General features: G+C 51.2%; 19 protein-coding genes. 6 read left to right on the forward strand and 13 right to left on the reverse strand.

Annotated features, from left to right (window positions below; genetic code table 11):
- Window positions 1-80: 80 nt before the first annotated feature.
- The 3 genes from G006_RS0119660 to G006_RS0119670 are packed head-to-tail and all read right to left on the reverse strand — an operon-like array spanning window position 81 to window position 3,841.
- Entirely contained in the window at window positions 81-785 is a 705-nt protein-coding gene (locus G006_RS0119660; RefSeq protein ID WP_020484935.1) for a phosphorylase family protein, read from the reverse strand.
- Window positions 782-2,740, reverse strand: a complete 1,959-nt coding sequence (gene shc / locus G006_RS0119665) for a squalene--hopene cyclase (protein WP_020484936.1) — start codon at window positions 2,738-2,740, stop codon at window positions 782-784. The genes G006_RS0119660 and shc overlap by 4 nt, the downstream gene beginning before the upstream one ends.
- Before the next feature lie 9 nt (window positions 2,741-2,749).
- Window positions 2,750-3,841: a phytoene/squalene synthase family protein gene (locus tag G006_RS0119670; RefSeq protein WP_020484937.1), complete on the reverse strand. Its 1,092-nt coding sequence runs from the start codon at window positions 3,839-3,841 to the stop codon at window positions 2,750-2,752.
- A gap of 439 nt (window positions 3,842-4,280) precedes the next feature.
- On the opposite strand from G006_RS0119670, the gene hpnH reads away from it, so the two are divergent.
- From hpnH to G006_RS0119690, 3 genes are read left to right on the forward strand one after another with little or no spacing between them, the layout of a single operon-like run.
- Window positions 4,281-5,384 (forward strand): adenosyl-hopene transferase HpnH, encoded by a 1,104-nt coding sequence (hpnH, locus tag G006_RS0119680; protein WP_020484939.1) that lies wholly within the window; start codon window positions 4,281-4,283, stop codon window positions 5,382-5,384.
- Window positions 5,385-5,430: 46 nt separating this feature from the next.
- Window positions 5,431-6,036, forward strand: a complete 606-nt coding sequence (locus G006_RS0119685) for an ABC transporter substrate-binding protein (protein WP_020484940.1) — start codon at window positions 5,431-5,433, stop codon at window positions 6,034-6,036.
- A gap of 21 nt (window positions 6,037-6,057) precedes the next feature.
- Complete coding sequence (locus G006_RS0119690; RefSeq protein ID WP_020484941.1) at window positions 6,058-7,077, forward strand: MlaA family lipoprotein; 1,020 nt, start codon at window positions 6,058-6,060, stop codon at window positions 7,075-7,077.
- 42 nt (window positions 7,078-7,119) lie between these two features.
- On the opposite strand, the gene G006_RS0119695 is transcribed toward G006_RS0119690, so the two are convergent.
- From G006_RS0119695 to G006_RS0119710, 4 genes are all read right to left on the reverse strand, one after another.
- Window positions 7,120-7,635 carry an adenine phosphoribosyltransferase gene (locus G006_RS0119695; protein ID WP_020484942.1) on the reverse strand — a complete coding sequence of 172 codons (516 nt, stop codon included), beginning with the start codon at window positions 7,633-7,635 and terminating at the stop codon, window positions 7,120-7,122.
- A gap of 16 nt (window positions 7,636-7,651) precedes the next feature.
- Entirely contained in the window at window positions 7,652-9,511 is a 1,860-nt protein-coding gene (dxs, locus tag G006_RS0119700) for a 1-deoxy-D-xylulose-5-phosphate synthase (RefSeq protein ID WP_020484943.1), read from the reverse strand.
- Between the two features lie 117 nt (window positions 9,512-9,628).
- Complete coding sequence (ispA, locus tag G006_RS0119705) at window positions 9,629-10,522, reverse strand: (2E,6E)-farnesyl diphosphate synthase (protein ID WP_020484944.1); 894 nt, start codon at window positions 10,520-10,522, stop codon at window positions 9,629-9,631.
- Window positions 10,515-10,748, reverse strand: a complete 234-nt coding sequence (locus G006_RS0119710; RefSeq protein WP_020484945.1) for an exodeoxyribonuclease VII small subunit — start codon at window positions 10,746-10,748, stop codon at window positions 10,515-10,517. The genes ispA and G006_RS0119710 overlap by 8 nt, the downstream gene beginning before the upstream one ends.
- Before the next feature lie 718 nt (window positions 10,749-11,466).
- Here G006_RS0119710 and G006_RS0119715 point away from each other — a divergent pair.
- A complete protein-coding gene (locus G006_RS0119715; RefSeq protein WP_020484946.1) occupies window positions 11,467-11,961 on the forward strand; it encodes a phage tail protein in 495 nt (164 codons plus the stop codon).
- 233 nt (window positions 11,962-12,194) lie between these two features.
- Window positions 12,195-14,084: a DNA topoisomerase IV subunit B gene (gene parE, locus G006_RS0119720; RefSeq protein WP_020484947.1), complete on the forward strand. Its 1,890-nt coding sequence runs from the start codon at window positions 12,195-12,197 to the stop codon at window positions 14,082-14,084.
- A gap of 49 nt (window positions 14,085-14,133) precedes the next feature.
- On the opposite strand, the gene G006_RS0119725 is transcribed toward parE, so the two are convergent.
- Window positions 14,134-14,646 (reverse strand): hypothetical protein, encoded by a 513-nt coding sequence (locus tag G006_RS0119725; protein ID WP_152428976.1) that lies wholly within the window; start codon window positions 14,644-14,646, stop codon window positions 14,134-14,136.
- Between the two features lie 255 nt (window positions 14,647-14,901).
- Between G006_RS0119725 and G006_RS0119730 the strand changes: the two genes are divergently transcribed.
- Window positions 14,902-15,741, forward strand: coding sequence for a CvfB family protein (locus tag G006_RS0119730; protein WP_020484949.1), 840 nt, complete (start codon window positions 14,902-14,904; stop codon window positions 15,739-15,741).
- A 53-nt stretch (window positions 15,742-15,794) separates the two neighbouring features.
- Here the strand turns inward: G006_RS0119730 and G006_RS0119735 are convergent, their stop codons facing one another.
- The 5 genes from G006_RS0119735 to G006_RS0119755 form a co-directional block, all read right to left on the reverse strand.
- On the reverse strand, window positions 15,795-16,277 hold the full coding sequence (locus G006_RS0119735) for a cytochrome P460 family protein (protein WP_020484950.1): 483 nt from the start codon (window positions 16,275-16,277) through the stop codon (window positions 15,795-15,797).
- Window positions 16,278-16,517: 240 nt separating this feature from the next.
- Window positions 16,518-17,066 (reverse strand): formaldehyde-activating enzyme, encoded by a 549-nt coding sequence (fae, locus tag G006_RS0119740; RefSeq protein ID WP_020484951.1) that lies wholly within the window; start codon window positions 17,064-17,066, stop codon window positions 16,518-16,520.
- Window positions 17,067-17,215: 149 nt separating this feature from the next.
- Entirely contained in the window at window positions 17,216-17,872 is a 657-nt protein-coding gene (locus G006_RS0119745; protein WP_020484952.1) for a pyridoxamine 5'-phosphate oxidase family protein, read from the reverse strand.
- 128 nt (window positions 17,873-18,000) lie between these two features.
- Window positions 18,001-18,687 carry a DUF4336 domain-containing protein gene (locus tag G006_RS0119750; protein ID WP_020484953.1) on the reverse strand — a complete coding sequence of 229 codons (687 nt, stop codon included), beginning with the start codon at window positions 18,685-18,687 and terminating at the stop codon, window positions 18,001-18,003.
- Between the two features lie 170 nt (window positions 18,688-18,857).
- Window positions 18,858-19,328, reverse strand: a complete 471-nt coding sequence (locus G006_RS0119755; RefSeq protein WP_160167685.1) for a hypothetical protein — start codon at window positions 19,326-19,328, stop codon at window positions 18,858-18,860.
- Between the last annotated feature and the right edge of the window lie 10 nt (window positions 19,329-19,338).

Below are 19,338 nucleotides of genomic sequence, written 5' to 3' on the forward strand. Positions count from 1 at the left end.
ATACCTCGTAAGTGCTTGGTTTATTTCCGGATTACGCTATGTTCCCGCTGCTTAACCCTTCAATAATTCATGGTTTTCTGCTAAAAAACGATGATTTCGTTTAGTTGTTTGGCAATGATTTTCAAGGTTTTTTGCGCGGCATGAAAATGTAAGCCCAGCTTGATCAGGCTGGGTGCTTCCCATGGGTGGGTTGCCAAAAAACGCAAGAGTTTGCTGGTTTCTACCTGCCCCTGACCATTCAAGGCCTGAGTAACTGCTTGGGGTAGGCTCATGCTTACCGGATCGGCAATCGTACGAATTGCCAGACAAGGTAAGTTTGATTGCTCGGCAATTTTGGCCATGGCGCAGCTTTCCATGTCCAAGGCAATCGCACCGGTTTGCCGGTATATATTGTGCTTATCGCTACTGTTGCTGACGATATGACTGCTTTCAGCCAACTTGCCATTGGAAATCGGAAACTGCTTATCCAGCAACTCATGCAGACGCTTACGCCAGCGGGGGTCGGTATCGAACACCTGTTGTTGCTCCGATAACAGCTGCTCGGCCAACATCAGATCGCCCGGTTTCAATTGCGGCGACAATGCGGCCGCGCAGCCCCAACTGATCAGTTTTTTGGCGCCTTTGGCGATTAACAGATGCGTGGCTCGTTCCGCGTTGACCGGTCCGGCACCGGCAAATGCTAAGAGAACGTTATCGGCGATGCTGACGCAATCACCCTGGACCAACTTTAGGCGGGTCAGGGTGGAGAGCTCTTCCGGTAAAGCAACAAGAATTCCTATGGTCACTGTTTGGCTAATTCGTTACGGTATCTAGCCAAAGCCCACAAGGGGAAGAACTTGTCATAGCCGTGATACTTCAAATAAAACACTTTTGGAAAGCCCGGTGCGGTAAAGCAAGGGTCATTCCATACGCCATCGGCTTGTTGACTGCGCAGCAGGAAGTCGATGCCGGCTTTGACTTCCTGGCTGTGGACTTCGCCGGCGGCGATCAAACCCAGCACGGCCCAAGCGGTTTGGAAGGCGGTGCTGAAATGGTAGCGGCCGCGAAATTTTTTATCGTCGTGATAACTCAAGTTGTCTTCGCCCCAGCCGCCGTCTTCGCGTTGGACGCTTTTTAACCATGCCGCCGCTTTGGTGTACATCGGGTCGGTTTTCGGTACATTGGTTTGCTCCAGGCCCAGCAAGGCAGACCAGGTGCCGTAAATGTAATTGGTTCCCCAGCGGCCGAACCACGAACCGTCGGCTTCTTGATCGCCACGGATGTATTCGATGGTGCGTTCCAGTGCCGGCAAATATTCGTCGTGATCTTTCGCGACCCGGGCCATCAACATCGCACAGCGGGCGCTGACGTCGACAGTGGGTGGGTCAAGTAGAGCACCGTGGTCGGCGAACGGAATTTCGTTCAAATAGTAATAAGTGTTATCGACATCAAAGGCACCGTAGCCGCCATTTTGCGATTGCATACCGACGATCCAGCGCGTCGCTCTGTGAATAGACTCATCTAGTTCAGGCAGATTGGAATCGGCCATGGCAAAACCCACGACCGCAGTGTCGTCAACATCGGGGTAATGCGGATTGGCGAATTGAAATGCCCAGCCGCCGCCAGCCAGATTGGGGCGGCGCACGCGCCAGTCGCCGGGTTCGTCGGACAATTGCACGCTTTTTAGCCAATCGTAAGCTTTAGTAAGGCTGGGTGTATTTGCTGCCTTATCGGATTCTTGCAATGCTAGCGCTGCGAGCGCCGTATCCCAAACCGGCGACAGGCAAGGTTGGCAATAGGCATAATCGTCTTTGACCACCAGAAGTTTGTCGATGGACTGGCGGGCGATCAAGACATTGGGGTGGTCTTTTGGGAAACCCAACAGTAACATTGATTGATAGGCGTTAACCATGGCTGGGAAAATGCCGCCCAAACCATCTTCGCCATTCAGCCGTTCGGTAAACCAATCCACGGCTTTTTGAATGGCGTGTTCGCGCATGCGTTGTGGAATCAACGGCTCAGTAACGCGGCCCAGTTTATCCAGGCCCAGGAAGAATTTATTCAGCAGAGTCCGTTCCGGAAAGTAATGTTTTTCCTCGTCCGGATGAACGACAAACAATTCCAAGACGTTGACCTTATGCGGATTTTTGGCTTTGGCCTTTAAGGTACACATGATGAACAGCGGTACCATCACGGTGCGCGACCAATAGGACACTTTGTCCAGATGAAACGGAAACCAGCTGGGGAGCAGCATAATTTCCACCGGAATATAGGGTACGCCGCGCCACGGCAATTGTTCGAATATCGCCAGCGCGATACGAGTGAAGACATTGGCGCGCGCGGCGCCGCCTTGGCTGAGTATCCAGTCGCGCAATTTAACCATATGTGGCGCGTCGATGGAGTCGCCCGCCATTTTCAAAGCGTAATAAGTTTTCACGCTACCGCTGATGTCTCCGGGGCCGCCGGTAAATAGCGGATAGCTGCCGTCTTCGGCTTGGCGGCTGCGCAAGTAAACGGCGATTTTGCGCTGCAATTCTTCGTCGATGTCGTCCAGGTAGTGCATCATCATGATGTATTCGGACGGGATGGTGCAGTCGGCTTCCAGTTCAAATACCCAATAACCTTCCGGGCTTTGCAAACTGAGTAATTTGGCTTGGGCGCGTTCGATGGCGGCATTCAGTAAGCCAAGGCCGGTCGTTTTGCCGGTATTGGCATTGCTGATGTCTTGGCTGCTGGTATCTATATGGGCTTCAGTAAACATAGTGATTCCTTATTGTCCAGTGTGCGATATAGGTGAATAGTGCCAATCCGGCGATTTCAAATTACGGCTGGTCAGGTTAAACAGTAGGGATAGCAGCATATTGCTGCGCACGGTCAACTTGGTGGCGACAATAGTGGCTTTGACGCTGTTGCGACTGATTTTGACCTGATTGGATTCGTTGAAATTAAGGTTTGCCTTGATTTTCTTCAAGGTGAGCACGGCCATGCCTAAGGCCCACAAGCAAAAATTGCGGATACCGGTTTCATGGCTGGGCAGGAGTTGGGTGTAAGTTAATGCATTCTGCAAGTGCCCATGAGCGATGGCCACCAGGTGGCTTAGGCCGCGGCGGAAACGCTCGTCGTCGGTCGCCGGCGTCAGTTCGGCCAGATTAAAGCCGGTCTCGGTGAAAATGTCTTGCGGTAACCAGCACACGCCGCGTTTGGCGTCATCCCAAATATCTTTCAGGATATTGGTCATTTGCAGGCCTTGACCAAAGGAGACTGAGAGTCTTAGTAGCTCCTCGCGATGCGCGGCGATTTCCGGCGAATAATGGCAGAACAACTTGGCCAGCATCTCACCAACGCAGCCGGCTACGTAATAGCAGTAGTCATCCATGTCTTTCATGGTTTTCAAGCCGGCATGCAAATCCAGTGCTTGATACACCGGCATGCCGTTCGCCATCGTTTTCACGCAACACGCTAGGGCTTCGATTTGCGGAGCGTCCAGTGAGCGGGTTATGGCAATCACGCGAGGCACCAGCTGGATCAAGCTATGTTCGGCCGGAATGGTTTGCGCCGAGAGTAGCGGGGCCAGCTCGGAGCTGAATACGTCTGCGTTATTGCCGGTGTTGACTATGTCTATAAAAGCGCTGCAAAAGTATTTTTTTTGTTCGGCGCTAAGGGATATTTCGTCTTCTATGGTGTCTACGATGCGGCACAGCAAATAAGCATTGGCCACAGCCGGATACAACTCTCCAGGTAGCTGCGGAATAGTTAGCGCAAACGTGCGCGACACGCCTTCAAGCAGGGTGGCTTGCAGTTCGGCGTCGGGTAGTTGTCTGAGCAACTCCGGATTGTTGATTAGTGTTTGAGATCCGTTCATCTGTATCAAGGCTAACTATTAGTTGCCCAAATGATAGACTGTTTGTTGGTGTTTTGCAAAGTGATGTTGCTTTATGGCAAATTTGTCGAAATGCTGCTGTCAAAAGCAATGTGCGAGTTCGAGCTTCCGGTCTTTGTTGTTGTTTTAGAAAAATAATTATGGTTTTTTAGCGGCCATGCTTTCTTGTGGTTGTTAAGCGGCTTTGTGTGGCTTTCAGGAAATGTGCGCATGTTCTTGTTGTTTTTTGCGTATTTTATCTGGAGTATGTTGTTGGAAAGTGGTATTCTGACCACATCTAATTGTGCGCCTCGAGCCTCATTGATGGTCTAAATAGGCCGCAGCAGGTGTCACTACTAGGATGGTTATCGGTTTGCGGCTGTTGTTTTTTTGTAACAGCAGTGGTCGCTGGATGTCGTGATAGTTTTTGGAGAATAATGCTGTGAGTGTTCCTTTACGTCAGCAATTGGCTGTAGGTAGTTATCTGATCAAGCAAAAAATCAAAGGTGTAAAAAAGTACCCTTTGGTTTTGATGCTGGAGCCCCTGTTCAGATGCAATTTAGCATGCGCGGGCTGCGGTAAAATCGATTATCCCGATGATATTCTGGACAAGCGACTCTCTGTTGAGGAATGTTTGGCTGCGGTTGATGAGTGCGGCGCGCCCATGGTGTCCATTCCAGGTGGCGAACCCTTGATTCATAAAGAAATGCCGCAGATCGTGGCCGGTATCGTTGCCAGAAAGAAATTTGTTTATCTGTGCACCAACGCCTTGTTGTTAAGAAAACGGATTAACGATTACACGCCGTCGCCTTATCTGACGTTTTCCGTGCATCTTGATGGTTTAAAAGATCGACATGATGCTTCTGTTTGTCAGGAAGGCGTTTTCGACATCGCTGTCGAAGCGATCAAGTTGGCCTTGAGTAAGGGATTTAGAGTGACCGTCAATTGCACCTTGTTCCAAGGGGAAACCCCGGAAGAAGTGGCGCAGTTTCTGGATTATGCGATGGAGTTAGGTGTGGAGGGTATTACTATCGCGCCTGGATTCAGCTACGAGCGCGCGCCTAAGCAAGACGTATTTATTAAAGGTCTTGACGTTAAAAACCTGTTTCGCGGGATTTTCAAAATCGGCAAGACCCGTAAGTGGAAATTAAACCATTCATCGCTGTATTTGGATTATTTGGCCGGCAATCAGAATTACGATTGTACGCCATGGGGTAATCCAACACGCAACGTGTTTGGCTGGCAAAAACCTTGCTACTTGTTAGCTGACGAAGGTAATGCTAACTCTTTTCAGGAATTGCTGGATGATACGCCTTGGGACAAATACGGCACGGTGAAAAACCCTAAGTGCGCTAACTGCATGGCGCATTGCGGCTATGAGGCAACGGCGGTTGAGGATACCTTGGCGCATCCATTGAAAGCACTTTGGGCTGCGGTGCGCGGTCCCAAAACCTCCGGTGAAATGGTTGCCGAAAAGCAGCCGGAGTTTATTGCTTCTTTCAAAAAATCGGCAATTTCCGAGATTCCAGTAAAAGTAGAGTCTTAAGACGAACCCAGGACGTCATCCTCATTAACAGGTTTTCATAACGGCTATGTTTAAAAAATTGTATTTCGGTCTTAGTTTGCTAATGCTTGTCTGTCTGTCTTCCTTAGCTAATGCTGAAGAGATTTCTGCGCGTCAGGTCGTCGAGGAGTTTCAAAACCAGTTGCTGAACGTAATGAAGGCGGGTAAAGAGCTTGGCTTTCAAGGGCGCTACGACAAACTGGATGTGGCGGTAAAGAAAAGTCACGATCTGCCTAAAATCGCCAGAATCGTGGTAGGAAAGCAATGGGAAGAATTGACAACTGAGCAGCAGAACAAACTGGAAAGCGTATTCAGCAAGCTCAGTGTGTCGGCTTATGCTCACAACTTTAAAGACTATTCGGGCGAATCGTTTACTTTTGCATCCGAAGAGGAAACCGGCAGGGGCGGTGTGGTGATTCACACCAATTTGCATATTCCCGGCGAAAAGGATGTCAAGTTCGATTATATGATGAAGAAAAAAGACGATGGCTGGCAAATTATCAATATAATAGCCGATGGCGTCAGTGATTTGGCATTGAAAAGATCGGATTACACTAGTGTGCTAAGCCGTGATGGGTTTGATGCCTTGATCGTTAAAATCACTGAGAAAATTGAAAGTTACGCAAAACAATAAGTTTGTTAGGAATCGTCAGTAATGTATAGCCCCCGTTATCAAGGCAACAGCCAGACATCCCTGTTATGGGTGCTGTTATTTTCCAGCGCATTATCGGTAACCGGGTGTGCTACCACGGATAAGCATCCGGTTGATGCCAACAGGGCGTCTAAAGCTAAGTCAGACGCAGCAGATCCTTACGAAGGTTTTAATCGCTCCATGTACGGTTTTAACATGGGCTTGGATAAGCATTTGCTGAAGCCCATCGCTAATGGTTACAAGACTGTAACCCCCAATTTCATGCAAACTGGAGTCAGCAACTTTTTTACCAATCTTAAAGGTATCAATGTTGTTTTGAACGATGTTCTGCAAGGTAAGTTTGAACAAGGTGCTTCTGATACTGGGCGATTCTTGACCAATTCCACGGTTGGTTTGCTCGGTTTATTTGATGTGGCCAGCGACTTGGGATTGCAAAGCAATGTTGAAGATTTTGGTCAAACACTCGCGGTCTGGGGTGTCGATCAAGGCCCCTACTTGGTATTGCCGGTTTTGGGGCCGACTACTGTGCGTGATGGCGCGGCAATTGTGGTGGATAAAGCCGCCAATCCAGGAACTTACGTGCCGGGGACGGGTATTGTCGAGGGTATTAACGACAGAGCAAATGCCGAAGGTGCGTTGAATTTTATCGACGAAGCGGCGTTGGATCCTTATGTATTTACCCGCGAGTCATTTTTGCAATACCGCAAAAACTTGATCAATGACGGTAAGAGTAATTCGACTGACTATGATCTGGACATAGACGCGGATGTCGATGTCGGCGAAATTTCTTCAGCAAAGCCTAAAGAAACTAACGCGACGCAAAAACCAAAAGCCGATACGGCTAAAAAACTACCCGGCCACGTGCAAAATAGCATTGAGGTAGGTCCTGGCAGCGCAAAGGCAGGTAGCGCTGCGTTCGATAGCATGTCCAAATCGTTCGATAATGCTGCTTTGGAATTTGAAAAAGCCTCGGACAAAATGGACCAAATGAGTAAAAAAAAAAGACCGCTTAAGCGCCATTAATTTTGTTTGAAGAGACGCAGGGAAGTGTCTCCGTAGTATTTCTCAGTAATGCAATAAGGAATGCACTTCGTAGTTCCCCAGTTTTTCCCGCCCTTGCAAGAAGTCCAGTTCCACCACAAAAGCGCAGGCTACCACGGTAGCGCCCAGCTTTTCGATCAGATCGCAACTCGCCTTGGCGGTGCCGCCGGTGGCCAGTAAATCGTCGATTAACAATACCTTATCGTTGCTGTCTACCGCATCGATATGCACTTCCAGTTCCGCCGAACCGTATTCCAGGTCGTAAGATACACTTTGCACGTCATAAGGCAGTTTGCCAGGCTTTCTGAGCGGTATAAAGGGAATGCCCAGTTCCCAGGCAACCAGCGAACCGAAGATAAAGCCGCGCGCTTCCATGCCGGCCACTGCGGTAATGTCACGACCTAAAAACGGATGCAGCAGTTGGTGCACGGCCAAGCGCAACGTTGCCGGGTCTTTGACCAGCGGCGTTATGTCTTTGAAAATGATGCCGGGTTTTGGGAAATCCGGAATGTCGCGAATCTTGTTTCTCAATCTGTCCATCGTCTCTCCTCTTCGTTTACGCGCAAACCGCTTGAATTTTCGCCAATATACCCTTGGCATCCAGACCGCACAGCGCCAGCAACTCTTCGCGACTGCCTTGCTCGACGAAGCGATCCGGCAAACCGATATTCAGCACCGGCATCAGAATGTTTTGTGCTTGCAAGAACTCATTCACCGCACTACCCGCGCCACCAGCTATGACGTTCTCTTCGACCGTGATGATGACATCATGGCTTTTCGCCATCTCTAAAATAAGTGCTTCATCGAGCGGTTTCACAAAGCGCATATTCACCACCGTGGCGCCCAGTTGCTTACCGGCGTCCACCGACGGTGTCACCATACTGCCCCAGGCCAGAATCGCAATACGGCTGCCTTGATGTCTGATTTCGGCCTTGCCGATAGGTAGTTCGGTCAGGGCTTTGTCGACGCTGACGCCCGGCCCCTTGCCGCGCGGATAACGTACCGAAGCCGGGCCTTGATGTTTGAAACCGGTGGTCAACATCTGCCGACATTCATTCTCGTCGGCAGGCGCCATCACCAGCATATTCGGAATACAACGCATATAACTGAAATCAAAGGCCCCGGCATGGGTAGGACCGTCCGGTCCCACCAAGCCCGCTCTATCTAAAGCGAACAACACATCCAGATTCTGCAAGGCCACATCGTGGATTAACTGATCGTAAGCGCGTTGTAAAAAGGTCGAATAAATCGCTACCACCGGCTTGGCACCCTGACAGGCTTGACCGGCGGCCAAAGTCACCGCATGCTGCTCGGCAATCGCCACATCGAAATAGCGTTTCGGAAACTGCTGGGAAAACGCCACCAGACCCGAACCTTCGCGCATCGCCGGCGTAATCCCCAACAGCCGCTCATCCTGCTTGGCCATATCGCACAACCAGGTGCCAAACACTTCCGTGTAAGTCGGATGCGGCGACGGTGCCGCTTTAGGCAAATAATCCTTAGTCGGATCGAAGGCCGGCACCCCGTGATAGGCCAAGGGGTCTTTCTCCGCCGGTGCATAGCCTTTGCCTTTCTTGGTCACTACATGCAAAAACACCGGCCCGGACAAATCCTTCAACTTCTCCAGAGTGGACACCAACATCTCCACATCGTGGCCATCGATCGGTCCGAAATAATTAAAGCCCAACTCCTCGAACAAGGTACCCGGCACAATCATGCCTTTCACATGTTCCTCCGTCTTACGGGCCAGTTCCCAGACCGACGGCATCTTCGCCAAGGCTTTTTTACTTTCTTCCCGCACCGAGGAATAAAACTTACTCGACAACACCTTGGTCAGATAATTATTCATCGCCCCGACCGGCGGTGAAATCGACATATCGTTATCGTTCAGAATCACCAACAGATTGGCATTGACATCGCCGGCATGATTCATCGCCTCATAGGCCATACCGCCAGTAATCGAGCCATCACCGATGATGGCCACCATCTTCTTGTCTTCCCCGCGTAACTGCGAAGCAATCGCCATCCCCAAGGCTGCGCTGATTGACGTCGAAGAATGACCGACGCCAAACGCATCGTACTCACTTTCCGAGCGACACGGAAACGCCGACACTCCACCCAAGGTACGAATCGTCGGCATCCTATCTTTCCGCCCCGTCAAAATCTTATGCGGATAGGCCTGATGGCCCACATCCCAGACCAACTGGTCCGATGGCGTATCGAACACATAATGCAGCGCCACCGTCAGTTCCACCGTGCCCAGGCCAGCGGAGAAATGGCCGCCAGAGATGCTGACGGTATGCGTCAGAAAGCGACGCAACTCATTGGCCAGCGGTTCGAGTTGTTCTGGTTTCAGTGCGCGAACGTCGGCCGGACTTTGGATGGTGTTGAGAAGCGGAAAGTCAGAGACTGTCATGGGTTAATAAATTCCTTTATATGTTTGCGTCACAATATTCCGCGCCAGCTAAAGGGACGCAAGCCGAAAACCGGGGGGGGATTGTGGCGCAAGAAGTATAAATCGTACTCGCTACGCTTAGTGCGTACGTTCGATGATATACAGCGAGAGATCGCGTAACAAATCCGCTTCGCTGCCAAAGCCGGCCAAGCTGGCGACTGCTTGCTCGTGCAATTCCTGAGCTTTTTCCTTGGCGCCGGCCATTCCTAACAATGCTGGATAAGTCGGTTTGTCGTTATCGACGTCCTTGCCCTGAGTTTTGCCCAAGGTGGCGGTATCGCTTTCCACATCCAAAATATCGTCTTTAACTTGGAATGACAGGCCTATGCATTTGGCGTAGTGATCCAGTTTTTTTGCCACATCCGCATCAAGGTCCGGTTTGGACAGTGAAGCCAGATTGACGCTGGCGCGAATTAACGCGCCGGTCTTGTGGATGTGCATATTTTCCAGTTCCGGCAAAGTCAGCTTGCGTCCAACCGAACCCAAATCGATAGCTTGCCCGCCGACCATGCCCTGCGAACCGCTGGCTCTGGTTAACGCTGCGATCATTTTTACTCGCGCTTCCGCACCGGCCTGAATGGCTGAGTCGTTGGCTAATATGTCAAAAGCCAATGCTTGCAACGCATCGCCGGCCAGAATGGCGGTGGCTTCGTCGTATGCCTTGTGACAAGTCGGTTTGCCGCGGCGCAGGTCGTCGTTGTCCATCGCCGGCAAGTCGTCATGGATCAATGAATAGACATGAATAAATTCCACTGCGCAAGCCTGCGCGTCCAGCACATCTTCACTCAAACCCAAGGCCTGGCCGGTTGCATAAGTCAGCAAGGGCCGGGTGCGTTTACCGCCGTCCAGTACGCTGTAACGCATGGCTTGATGCAGGGTTTGCGGCAGGATGTTCTCGCCGGGCAACCTGGCGTCCAGCGCCCGTTCGACGCGGTTTTGACAGGCAGTAAGGTAGGCTTTTAAGTTACTCATCGGTGAATGGCTCCAAAGTTTGCTGGCCGTTTTTTTCTAATAAAATTTGGACTTTCTGCTCGGCGTCTTGCAGCGCTTGCTGGCAGGTGCGGGTTAATCTGATACCGCGTTCGAAGGATTTTAAGGACTCTTCCAGAGAAATATCGCCGCGTTCCATTTGTTCGACCAATTTCTCCAGTTCTTCCATCGCTTCCTCAAATTGGGATGCGCTTTTACGTCTCGACATATAAAGTGGCTTGCGGTGCTCAAAAATGACCGAGCATTATAGTATGAATTGCCCGGCCATTGAGTTTGGATTGCATCTGTCGGTTTCGATTTGGCGGCAGGAATCCGGTTCGCCCAGTCGTTTACCACGACTTAGACGGAAGCGCCGACACTTATGGTTACATTTGTGAGCTTACCCTGGTTTACTCGGGTTCCTAAGCTCCAGCTCCCTAGCCATTCACAAACTCCGAACCAGCCCGCTCAAGCGGGTTACATCCGAAATTTCAAGTTGCTATGAAGTAGTTTAAGCGGGCAATGCCTCTTTATGAGCTCGGGTTTTCTTTGATCCCTATCTGGTTTCCGCAAGAACCGCTTCTCTGTTACGCAAATATTCGACGGCTCTGATGCTGCTAGGCACGAGCGGTCCGCAATCCAGACCAGCTGTCTTTCGATGTTTTACGATATTTCGTGTAAAAACGATATGCCGTGGGCTACAGGCTGTATTGGCGGCGCTGTGTGTCTATAGAGGCCTATAAATAGTGTTTTTTATTCAATGAGTTACCTTGTTGTTATCCGGGTTCGCGGAAAATGGCATTCCATTTGCTAATACAAATCGAAGTTCATCGATTTTTACGACAGATTGTTTAAACATCGGATCGGTGGCTTTCTTCTAAACCAAATTATCTAACCGTTCGGTCGCCGTTTAGGCTCAACCGAATCAAACTTTTTGAGGATATGTCATGAAAACAACCAGCCGTTTTATCAGCATTTTATTAGGTGCAGTCGTAGTCTCGTCAGCCAGCGGCGGCGCCGTTGAAAATGTCACAGACAATCCCGCCCCATTGGTTTATTACGAATTCAACGCCGGCGGTGTCACCACCTATTTCACCGATTGCAAAGGCATGGGTTCGCAGAACGAAGTGGAGCAGAGGGTTAGCCCGCGTGGGGAGTTCCTTCCGAGTAAGATACCCGGACGTTTGTCGGTTAAAAATCTTACCTGTAGCAAAGGTTTGACGAAGTCGATGGATTTTTGGACTTGGCGACAACAGTTTGTCAACGGTAGGTCGGGCCGGTCGCGGGTCGATGCGACGCTGATCGCCTACGACCAGGCTATGACGCCCATCGCGGAGTGGAGCTTCGGTGGCGTTTGGCCGGCATCGATCGATTTCAACGAAACAACGCCCGGCAAAGAAACTATCGTGTTCGCCGCCGACCAAGTTCAACGGCTGCGCTGATCGAAACCGGGGCTGCCGTCAAACAGGTGGTTTGTTGTCAAAAACGGCAGCAGTGCCCTGGAAAACGCCGTGGGTCCGGCTTTTCCAGCGGATAGATAATTTCACATGGAGCTTGCGGAAGTTGAGGTGTGGTGAGCCGGGTGATGAGGACCGGCTTTCCGGAGCCTCCTTGGCGCCCGTTGCTGACATATAATGGTCAGCTGACACTCTGTTATCACCTATTACGAGACATCATGACCCAAGAATATAACGCGGCTGCCATAGAAGTACTGAGCGGCCTGGACCCGGTGCGCAAACGCCCCGGTATGTATACCGACACTACCCGCCCCAACCATTTGGTGCAGGAAGTGGTGGACAACAGCGTGGACGAGGCGCTGGCTGGGCATGCCGATACCATCAATGTCGTGCTATATAAAGACGGTTCGGTACGGGTGGACGATAACGGCAGGGGCATGCCGGTGGATATTCATCCCGAGCAGGGCATTCCGGGCGTGGAAGTGATCCTGACGCAGTTGCATGCCGGCGGTAAATTCTCTAATAAAAACTATCAATTTTCCGGCGGTCTGCACGGTGTCGGCGTGTCTGTGGTCAATGCCTTATCGGAAAAGTTACTGGTCGAAATCAAGCGCGGCGGTGGCGTGTATCAGATGGAGTTCGCCGGCGGCGACAAGGTCAGCGACTTGCAACAGAGCGGCACGGTCGGTAAAAACAACACCGGCACCAGCGTGCATTTCTGGCCGGACGGCAAGTATTTCGACTCCAATCGGGTATCGGTCAGCAAGCTCAAACATGTGTTGCGTGCCAAAGCGGTATTGTGCCCCGGCTTGAAAATCACCTTGAATTCCGAACTCAGCGACGAGCAGTTCGAATGGTGTTACCAGAACGGCTTGCAGGAATATCTGCTGGACCGGGTCGGCGACGCCGAAATCTTTCCGCAACCGCCATTCATGGCCAACATGGCGGCCAGCAACGAAGCGGTGGAGTGGGGCATAGTCTGGACGCCGGACAGCCTGCCGGAAACCATCGCCGAAAGTTATGTGAATCTGGTGCCGACTGCCCAAGGCGGTACTCACGTTAACGGCTTGCGCGCCGGCTTGACCGAGGCGATGCGCGAGTTTCTGGATTTTCGTAACCTCTTGCCGCGCGGCGTTAAGATCGCTCCTGAAGACGTTTGGGAGAGCTGTCATTTTGTGTTGTCGGTAAAACTGGAAGACCCGCAGTTTTCCGGCCAAACCAAGGAAAGACTGAGTTCGCGCGAATGCGTGACCTTTGTGTCCGGCGTAGCCAAGGATACTTTTAGCTTATGGCTGAACCAGCATCCGCAAGAAGGCGAGAAAATCGCCGAGATCATCCTGGCAAGCGCCCAGAAGCGCCTGAGAGCCGGTAAGAAAATCATACGCAAGAAAATCACCAGCGGCCCGGCCTTGCCCGGCAAACTGGCCGATTGTTCCGGGCAGGATCTGAGCCGCACCGAACTGTTCCTGGTCGAAGGCGACTCGGCCGGAGGCTCTGCCAAGCAGGCTAGAGACCGCGAGTTTCAGGCCATCATGCCGTTAAGAGGGAAAATTCTGAATACCTGGGAAGTCGATTCCGGGGAAGTGATGGCGTCGCAGGAAGTTCACGACATCGCCGTGGCGCTGGGCATAGAACCGGACAGCAACGATCTGCAAAACCTGCGTTACGGCAAAATCTGCATCCTGGCCGATGCCGACTCAGATGGTAACCACATTGCCACCTTGATTTGCGCGTTGTTTTATCAGCATTTCAACGCCTTGGTCAGAGCCGGGCATGTGTTCGTGGCGATGCCGCCGCTGTATCGGATCGACGTCGGTAAAAAGGTGTTTTACGCGCTGGACGAATCGGAGCGCTTGGGGGTGTTGGCGCGCATCGAAGCGGAAAAACTCACCGGCAAGATCAACATTCAGCGCTTTAAAGGTTTGGGCGAGATGAATCCCTCGCAATTGCGGGAAACCACGATGAATCCCGATACCCGCCGCTTGGTGCAGTTGACTATCGAAGAAAACGACGACACCCGCGAGCAAATGGACTTATTGCTGGCGAAGAAGCGCGCTGGGGACCGGAAAAGTTGGTTGGAAGATCGGGGTAACTTAGCGCAAATATAAGCGACACGCCGGCCGGAGTTAGAGTAATCCGGCTGGTAATCCTTAGTTTTTAGATGTCCATCAACAGCATCGGTATGCCGTAAGTCAGCACGAAATAACTAAAGGCATAAACCACACTGACGCTGGTTGGGTAGCTGAAGAAAGCGCGAAAGATATAGCTGACGATGGAGATATACCAAATCACCAAAAATAGCGCGATGCCGATGCCGATTTCTTCGCGGTAGGGGTGATGATTTAGCACCAGCCAATAGTCCAGGGCTTCCCCGCTCACCGCCAAGGTCATGATGAAATTTTCGCAGACGAATATCGAGGTATACAACTGGTTGAAGCAGCCCCATTTTTTTTCCATCAGCAATAAGATCGCCACCGAGCCGAAAGCCATGGTGGTGCGGCCCAAAACTTCCAACGTGCCATCAGCCGGGTCGGCGATTAAGCCTTCAACGATGATGCCGGAAATCAGATAGAACGCCACGTTTTTCCACATAAACGAGGTAGGCGGGACTAAATCCGAGGGATTGTTCAGAAACCAGCAAGAGGACAGGTACTTCAGGAGTAGATTCATAATCGGCACGTATATTCGATAAAAGCAGGATTTATCAAATCGAAAAAACCGTCCATTATAGACGGGCGGCAGAATAACGGAGTTTTGACTTCGTTTTGCGTGTGTATCGTGACCTTTGGCAAGTTGTACAAGGCCCGGCCGTATAAGGAGAAGCGGTCTGCCGTTTTACCGATTCGTTTGTATAATAGCCCTTCATTTCTCCGCGTGCGGCCAGCAAGTGCCGACGCTCACGCCCAACCAAACTCCGGAACCTTCATGATCGAACTAGGCAAATTCAACACTTTAACCGTCGTCAGCCAGCGTGATAATCAGTATGGTCTGGATGGTGGAGAGCTTGGCGAGATTGGGTTGGTAGACCAAGATGCACCGGATAATCTAAAGGTCGGCGATACCGTAAACGCCTTTGTCTACATTGACGGTAAGAATCAAACCATCGCTACCCTGCAAACGCCGCTTGCCCAAGTCGATCAGGTGGCTTGGCTAAAATGCATATCACTCAGCCATGCCGGTGCGTTTTTGGGATGGGGATTGCCTAAGGATTTGTTGCTGCCGTTTAGCGAACAAAAGGGGAAAGTCGTCGAAGGCCGTTCTTATCTGGTGCGTCTGTTTTTAGACGAAAACAACCGCATCGCCGCGACGATGATGCTGGATGATTTCATTCAAGACCAAGCGTTTTATTACAAAGACGGCCAAGCGGTGCAACTCATCATCGCCGATGAAACCGATTTGGGCTTTAAGGCAGTAGTGGATAATCAATACTGGGGTGTGCTGTATAAAAGCGAGACTTTTCAGCCCTTGCAAAAAGGCCAAACGTTGACTGGCTATATTAAAAAAGTCCGCCCCGACAACAAGCTGGATTTGATTTTGAGTCAGGAAAAATACGGCCAGAAAGTCGATGCCACGTCCGAAAAGATTCTGGCGATACTCACAAAGCGCGGCGGCTATGTGGCGCTAACCGACAAAAGTGCGCCGGAAATTATTTACGATACCTTTGGCGTCAGCAAAAAAGTCTTCAAGCAAGCGATAGGCGGCTTGTACAAACAACGGCGGATCGCGATCGAAGAAGCCGGTATCCGCTTGGTCGATCAAGCTTAAGGCAAATGGAGAGACGCGTAGTTTGCGTCTCTCCTGAGGATCAGCCGCAGAGCCTAAGGCCGATATTGCGAGAACACGTAATCGGTTTTTTGCTCGGTTGCATGGCAGGCGAAGCAGGAGGTGCCGCTGTCTTTCACCAGCCGCTCGGTTTTGCTATTGCCGGCAAAGCCTTCAAAGCCCCAGCCGCCGGTTGCGGCAAACTTTTTCGCGTCTTTCAGCATCACGCCCACCAGTTTGCGCTCGCCTTCCTGGATGGTTTTATCCTTCTCCTGATACTGCAATAAATCGAATACCAGCACCGAGCCGTCCGCGTACTTACCGGTCTTCAAGCCGGACTCAGCTTGTTTATTAGCATAGACATGATGCAGGCCTTGAAACGGATTCTCCAGGGCATGGCCGGGCTGAATCAACATGCTTTTAGCGTGCAGCCAGTTGCGATAGCCCTCCGGAAACGGCACGGCCTGATCGGCGGCTAACGCGGTAATGGCAACTGTGCTTAGCAGACCCATCAGCAGTATCGAAATGCTTTTTTTCATGATCGTATCCCCCACAAAAGTAAATGCATAAATAATTTCGAATCGAAACTATATGGTCTTTTTAAGCGGATTTGCGGATTTTGTCAAACAAATAGTGATGCGCTATTAATTTGCTTGGCGAGACGCTGCTGGATGGTAGGAGCGGTGTTAAGCGGGAATGGCGGTTAAGACGACAGCAGGAGCGAGAAAGATGGCCTGGTGTTGGGCTGCAAAAGGCTTGCAACCCAAGTGACCAGGCACTTAAATTTTGCCGTCCAACCCCATCTGAAAATATTTGTGGGTGATTTTTTCCTGGTTTTCCAGCAACCAGTCGATATCCGGGGTGTTGGTCATGGCTTTATGAATGGCTTTGGCCATGGCCTCGCGGTGGATGTTGAACAAAATTTGATGATCCAGATTGTCGTCCTTGATCACGCTAGGATTCAGCCAGACCGAACAAATAATGCCCAGATCGTTGGCTTTTTCCTTGGGAATATCACCCGCGCGCACGGCATCCAATACGCCGTTGGCAATCGCCGCTTGCACGGTGCCCATTAAAATATTGGTGTAACGGCTGTTCTTGACAGTCACCTTGCTGACCATCAGCGTGACCGGGCGCACCTGAATATCGGTATTTAAAATCGCGAATACCCGAGTGTGGCCCTGCACTTGATCGCCGGTTAGGGTGGCAATCGCGGTGCCGACCGGCCCGTCCAGTTCGCCGATGATGATTTCCGGTTCTGCCGCCGTACCGGCCGGTCCGCCCGCTACCAGGGCTTCGCCGGTGCGCATAATGATTCTTTCGCTCATGTTGGTCTCCAATTTCAAGTGAGTGTTTCGGATTGTGTTTGTCGATCCCCTCTCTGCAAAAGAGGGGCTAGGGGAGATTTGTTTAGAATAAATCCCCCTCGATCCCCTTTATGCCCGGCGGGTACTTTTCAAAAGGGGAGGTTTAGAGCTTAAGCCTCGCCGCTCATCACCATCGCCCCATACTCTTCCGGCGTAATAACGCCGCCCATACTTTCTGCCACGTGACTATCGCAAGCCGGCAACACATCCTGCACGGCATCAATCCGCTTCCACTGTGGCAACGGTGTTTCTTGGTTTGCTTGCGGCACGTATTTAGAGCTGGCCACGCGGCTCATGCGGTGAATATAGCGCGGACAGTTGATAAATATCTCGCTGATCGCCACCCGTACGATCAGTTCCGCGCCCGGATAGTCAGCCAGCAGCGGATCGTTGGTTTCAATGCGGGCGTCGCCATGCACTCGAATCCGATGCGGTGTTTCGAAATCGATGAACAACATGCCGATTTTCGGATTGCCGTTGATATTGCCCATCGACAAAAACATGCCGTTGCCGTCGTAACTGGGAAACGCCAGTTCCTGCGGACTAACCACCTTCACCAGTCCGGGATTACCGCCCTTGTAAGAACAGGTCGGATAACCGCGCTGATCGATTGTGGTCAGAAAGAAAAAATCTCGGCTCTCGATAAACGGCTGATGCTGCTCGCTTACCTGCTGTTCCACGATGATTTGTTCCAAGCGATCCGCCAGATTGACGGTGTCGTGTTGCTCTTGCAATTGCCGGTGCTGCGGGCTGTAAAAGTCGCTCATGGGCGGTGCTCCTTGATGGGGTGGTGCGGCGATTCTAACAGGAATGCTGGCTAGTCAGTTTTACGGTTGCATGAAACAGAACGCCGGGTCGGATTGCTACGAGGAGCGTGCGAACGATAAAAAACGCCTTATTTTCTCAGCCAGTTGAACGCCGCGCTTAATTTGCGCTTGGCGTCGTGTTCGATGATTTGGTCGTGAGCCAGCACAATCCGCTCAACATCCAGCGCCAGCAGCGCATCGACCGAGCGCGCCAATGCCGTTTTATCTTTAACCAGCAGTTTCATGGTTCGCGACATTGCCAGTTGATCGTAGACGCCGAGCAGCCTCGCCACCACGCGCGCCAATCCGGCGTGTTCAGTGCCGAAGCAAAACAGCAGATCGGCAAGAATCAAAGTACCCGTTGCGCTGTGAAACCAAACCGTCTCGTTGATGATGGGTAGTCCTTCCACAAATACAGGGATTAACTCGGTCGTCCATGCCGGCTTTTCCAATGGTGACAGCACCGGGTAAGCGCTAAGGTCCGGCCGCTTTTCTGCTAGCCCTAGAGCGATAAAGCCCTCGGCATTCGGGAACGCCTTCGTGAATGGTGTAAAAAACAGGTGGTGGCTCTTGTTCGGTGCAAGCACATAACGCACCGGGCCGATTTCGGCAATTTCAGCCACTAGCTGGGGTGACGGCTCAATCGGCGAATGCACCCAAATCGAGCCATCCCGCAGTTTGACGAAAGTGGCTCTGGTGCTTAGATTTAACGGACCGAATTGAATGGCTTGTTGCGCATACCAGATTTGGCCGGGAACGAGAGTTTTTAGGACCACTTGAGCTTGGGGGGCTGGGTAAAACTGGATATGCTAAAAGACGAAAAGTACGATGTCAAAGCCTTGAATGGACAAGAAGAGTTAGTCCGCGTGGGCACAAAAACCGTGCCCACTCTACGAAACTATTCTCTCGCAAAACTATCGGGTTCAAGATAGTTTTAAATGGTGGTTCAGCCACCGTGTTTTTCTTCTAATGCAGACATAGAGTTAAAAAACCGTTCGATTAACCAAGTAACGTCCTCACGGAGTTCTTCCCATATATCGTCTGGAATATTGAGGTCAGAGGGGCTCTTCGGATGCATAAGAAGATGTCGCTTTTCAAGTATGCGTTGAGCGCGAGGCCATTCAGGTCCGCCAAAGTTTGACGTGGACTGCAATTCAAAGAGTTTGTATGCTGCGCGAAGAGTGAGTCTTATTCGATCGTTTGCATCGAAGCTACGCTCAGAGCGAATGACTTTCTCTTCTTTTTGACTGATGTCAGGTGCAATGCATTCGAAACTAATTGAGCACATTTCGCGAAGACAGTGTGCGTAGCCCTCAATGAGCGATGCACTGACGCGAATGTAGTTGCGGCGCCAATGCTGAGAGCCAGACTCGCTATTACCTAAGGCCAGTAGATCTTCATGCAAAATAGCAGTCAACGCGAGGTAG

It is taken from the genome of Methylomonas sp. MK1 (assembly GCF_000365425.1).
Taxonomy (GTDB): domain Bacteria; phylum Pseudomonadota; class Gammaproteobacteria; order Methylococcales; family Methylomonadaceae; genus Methylomonas.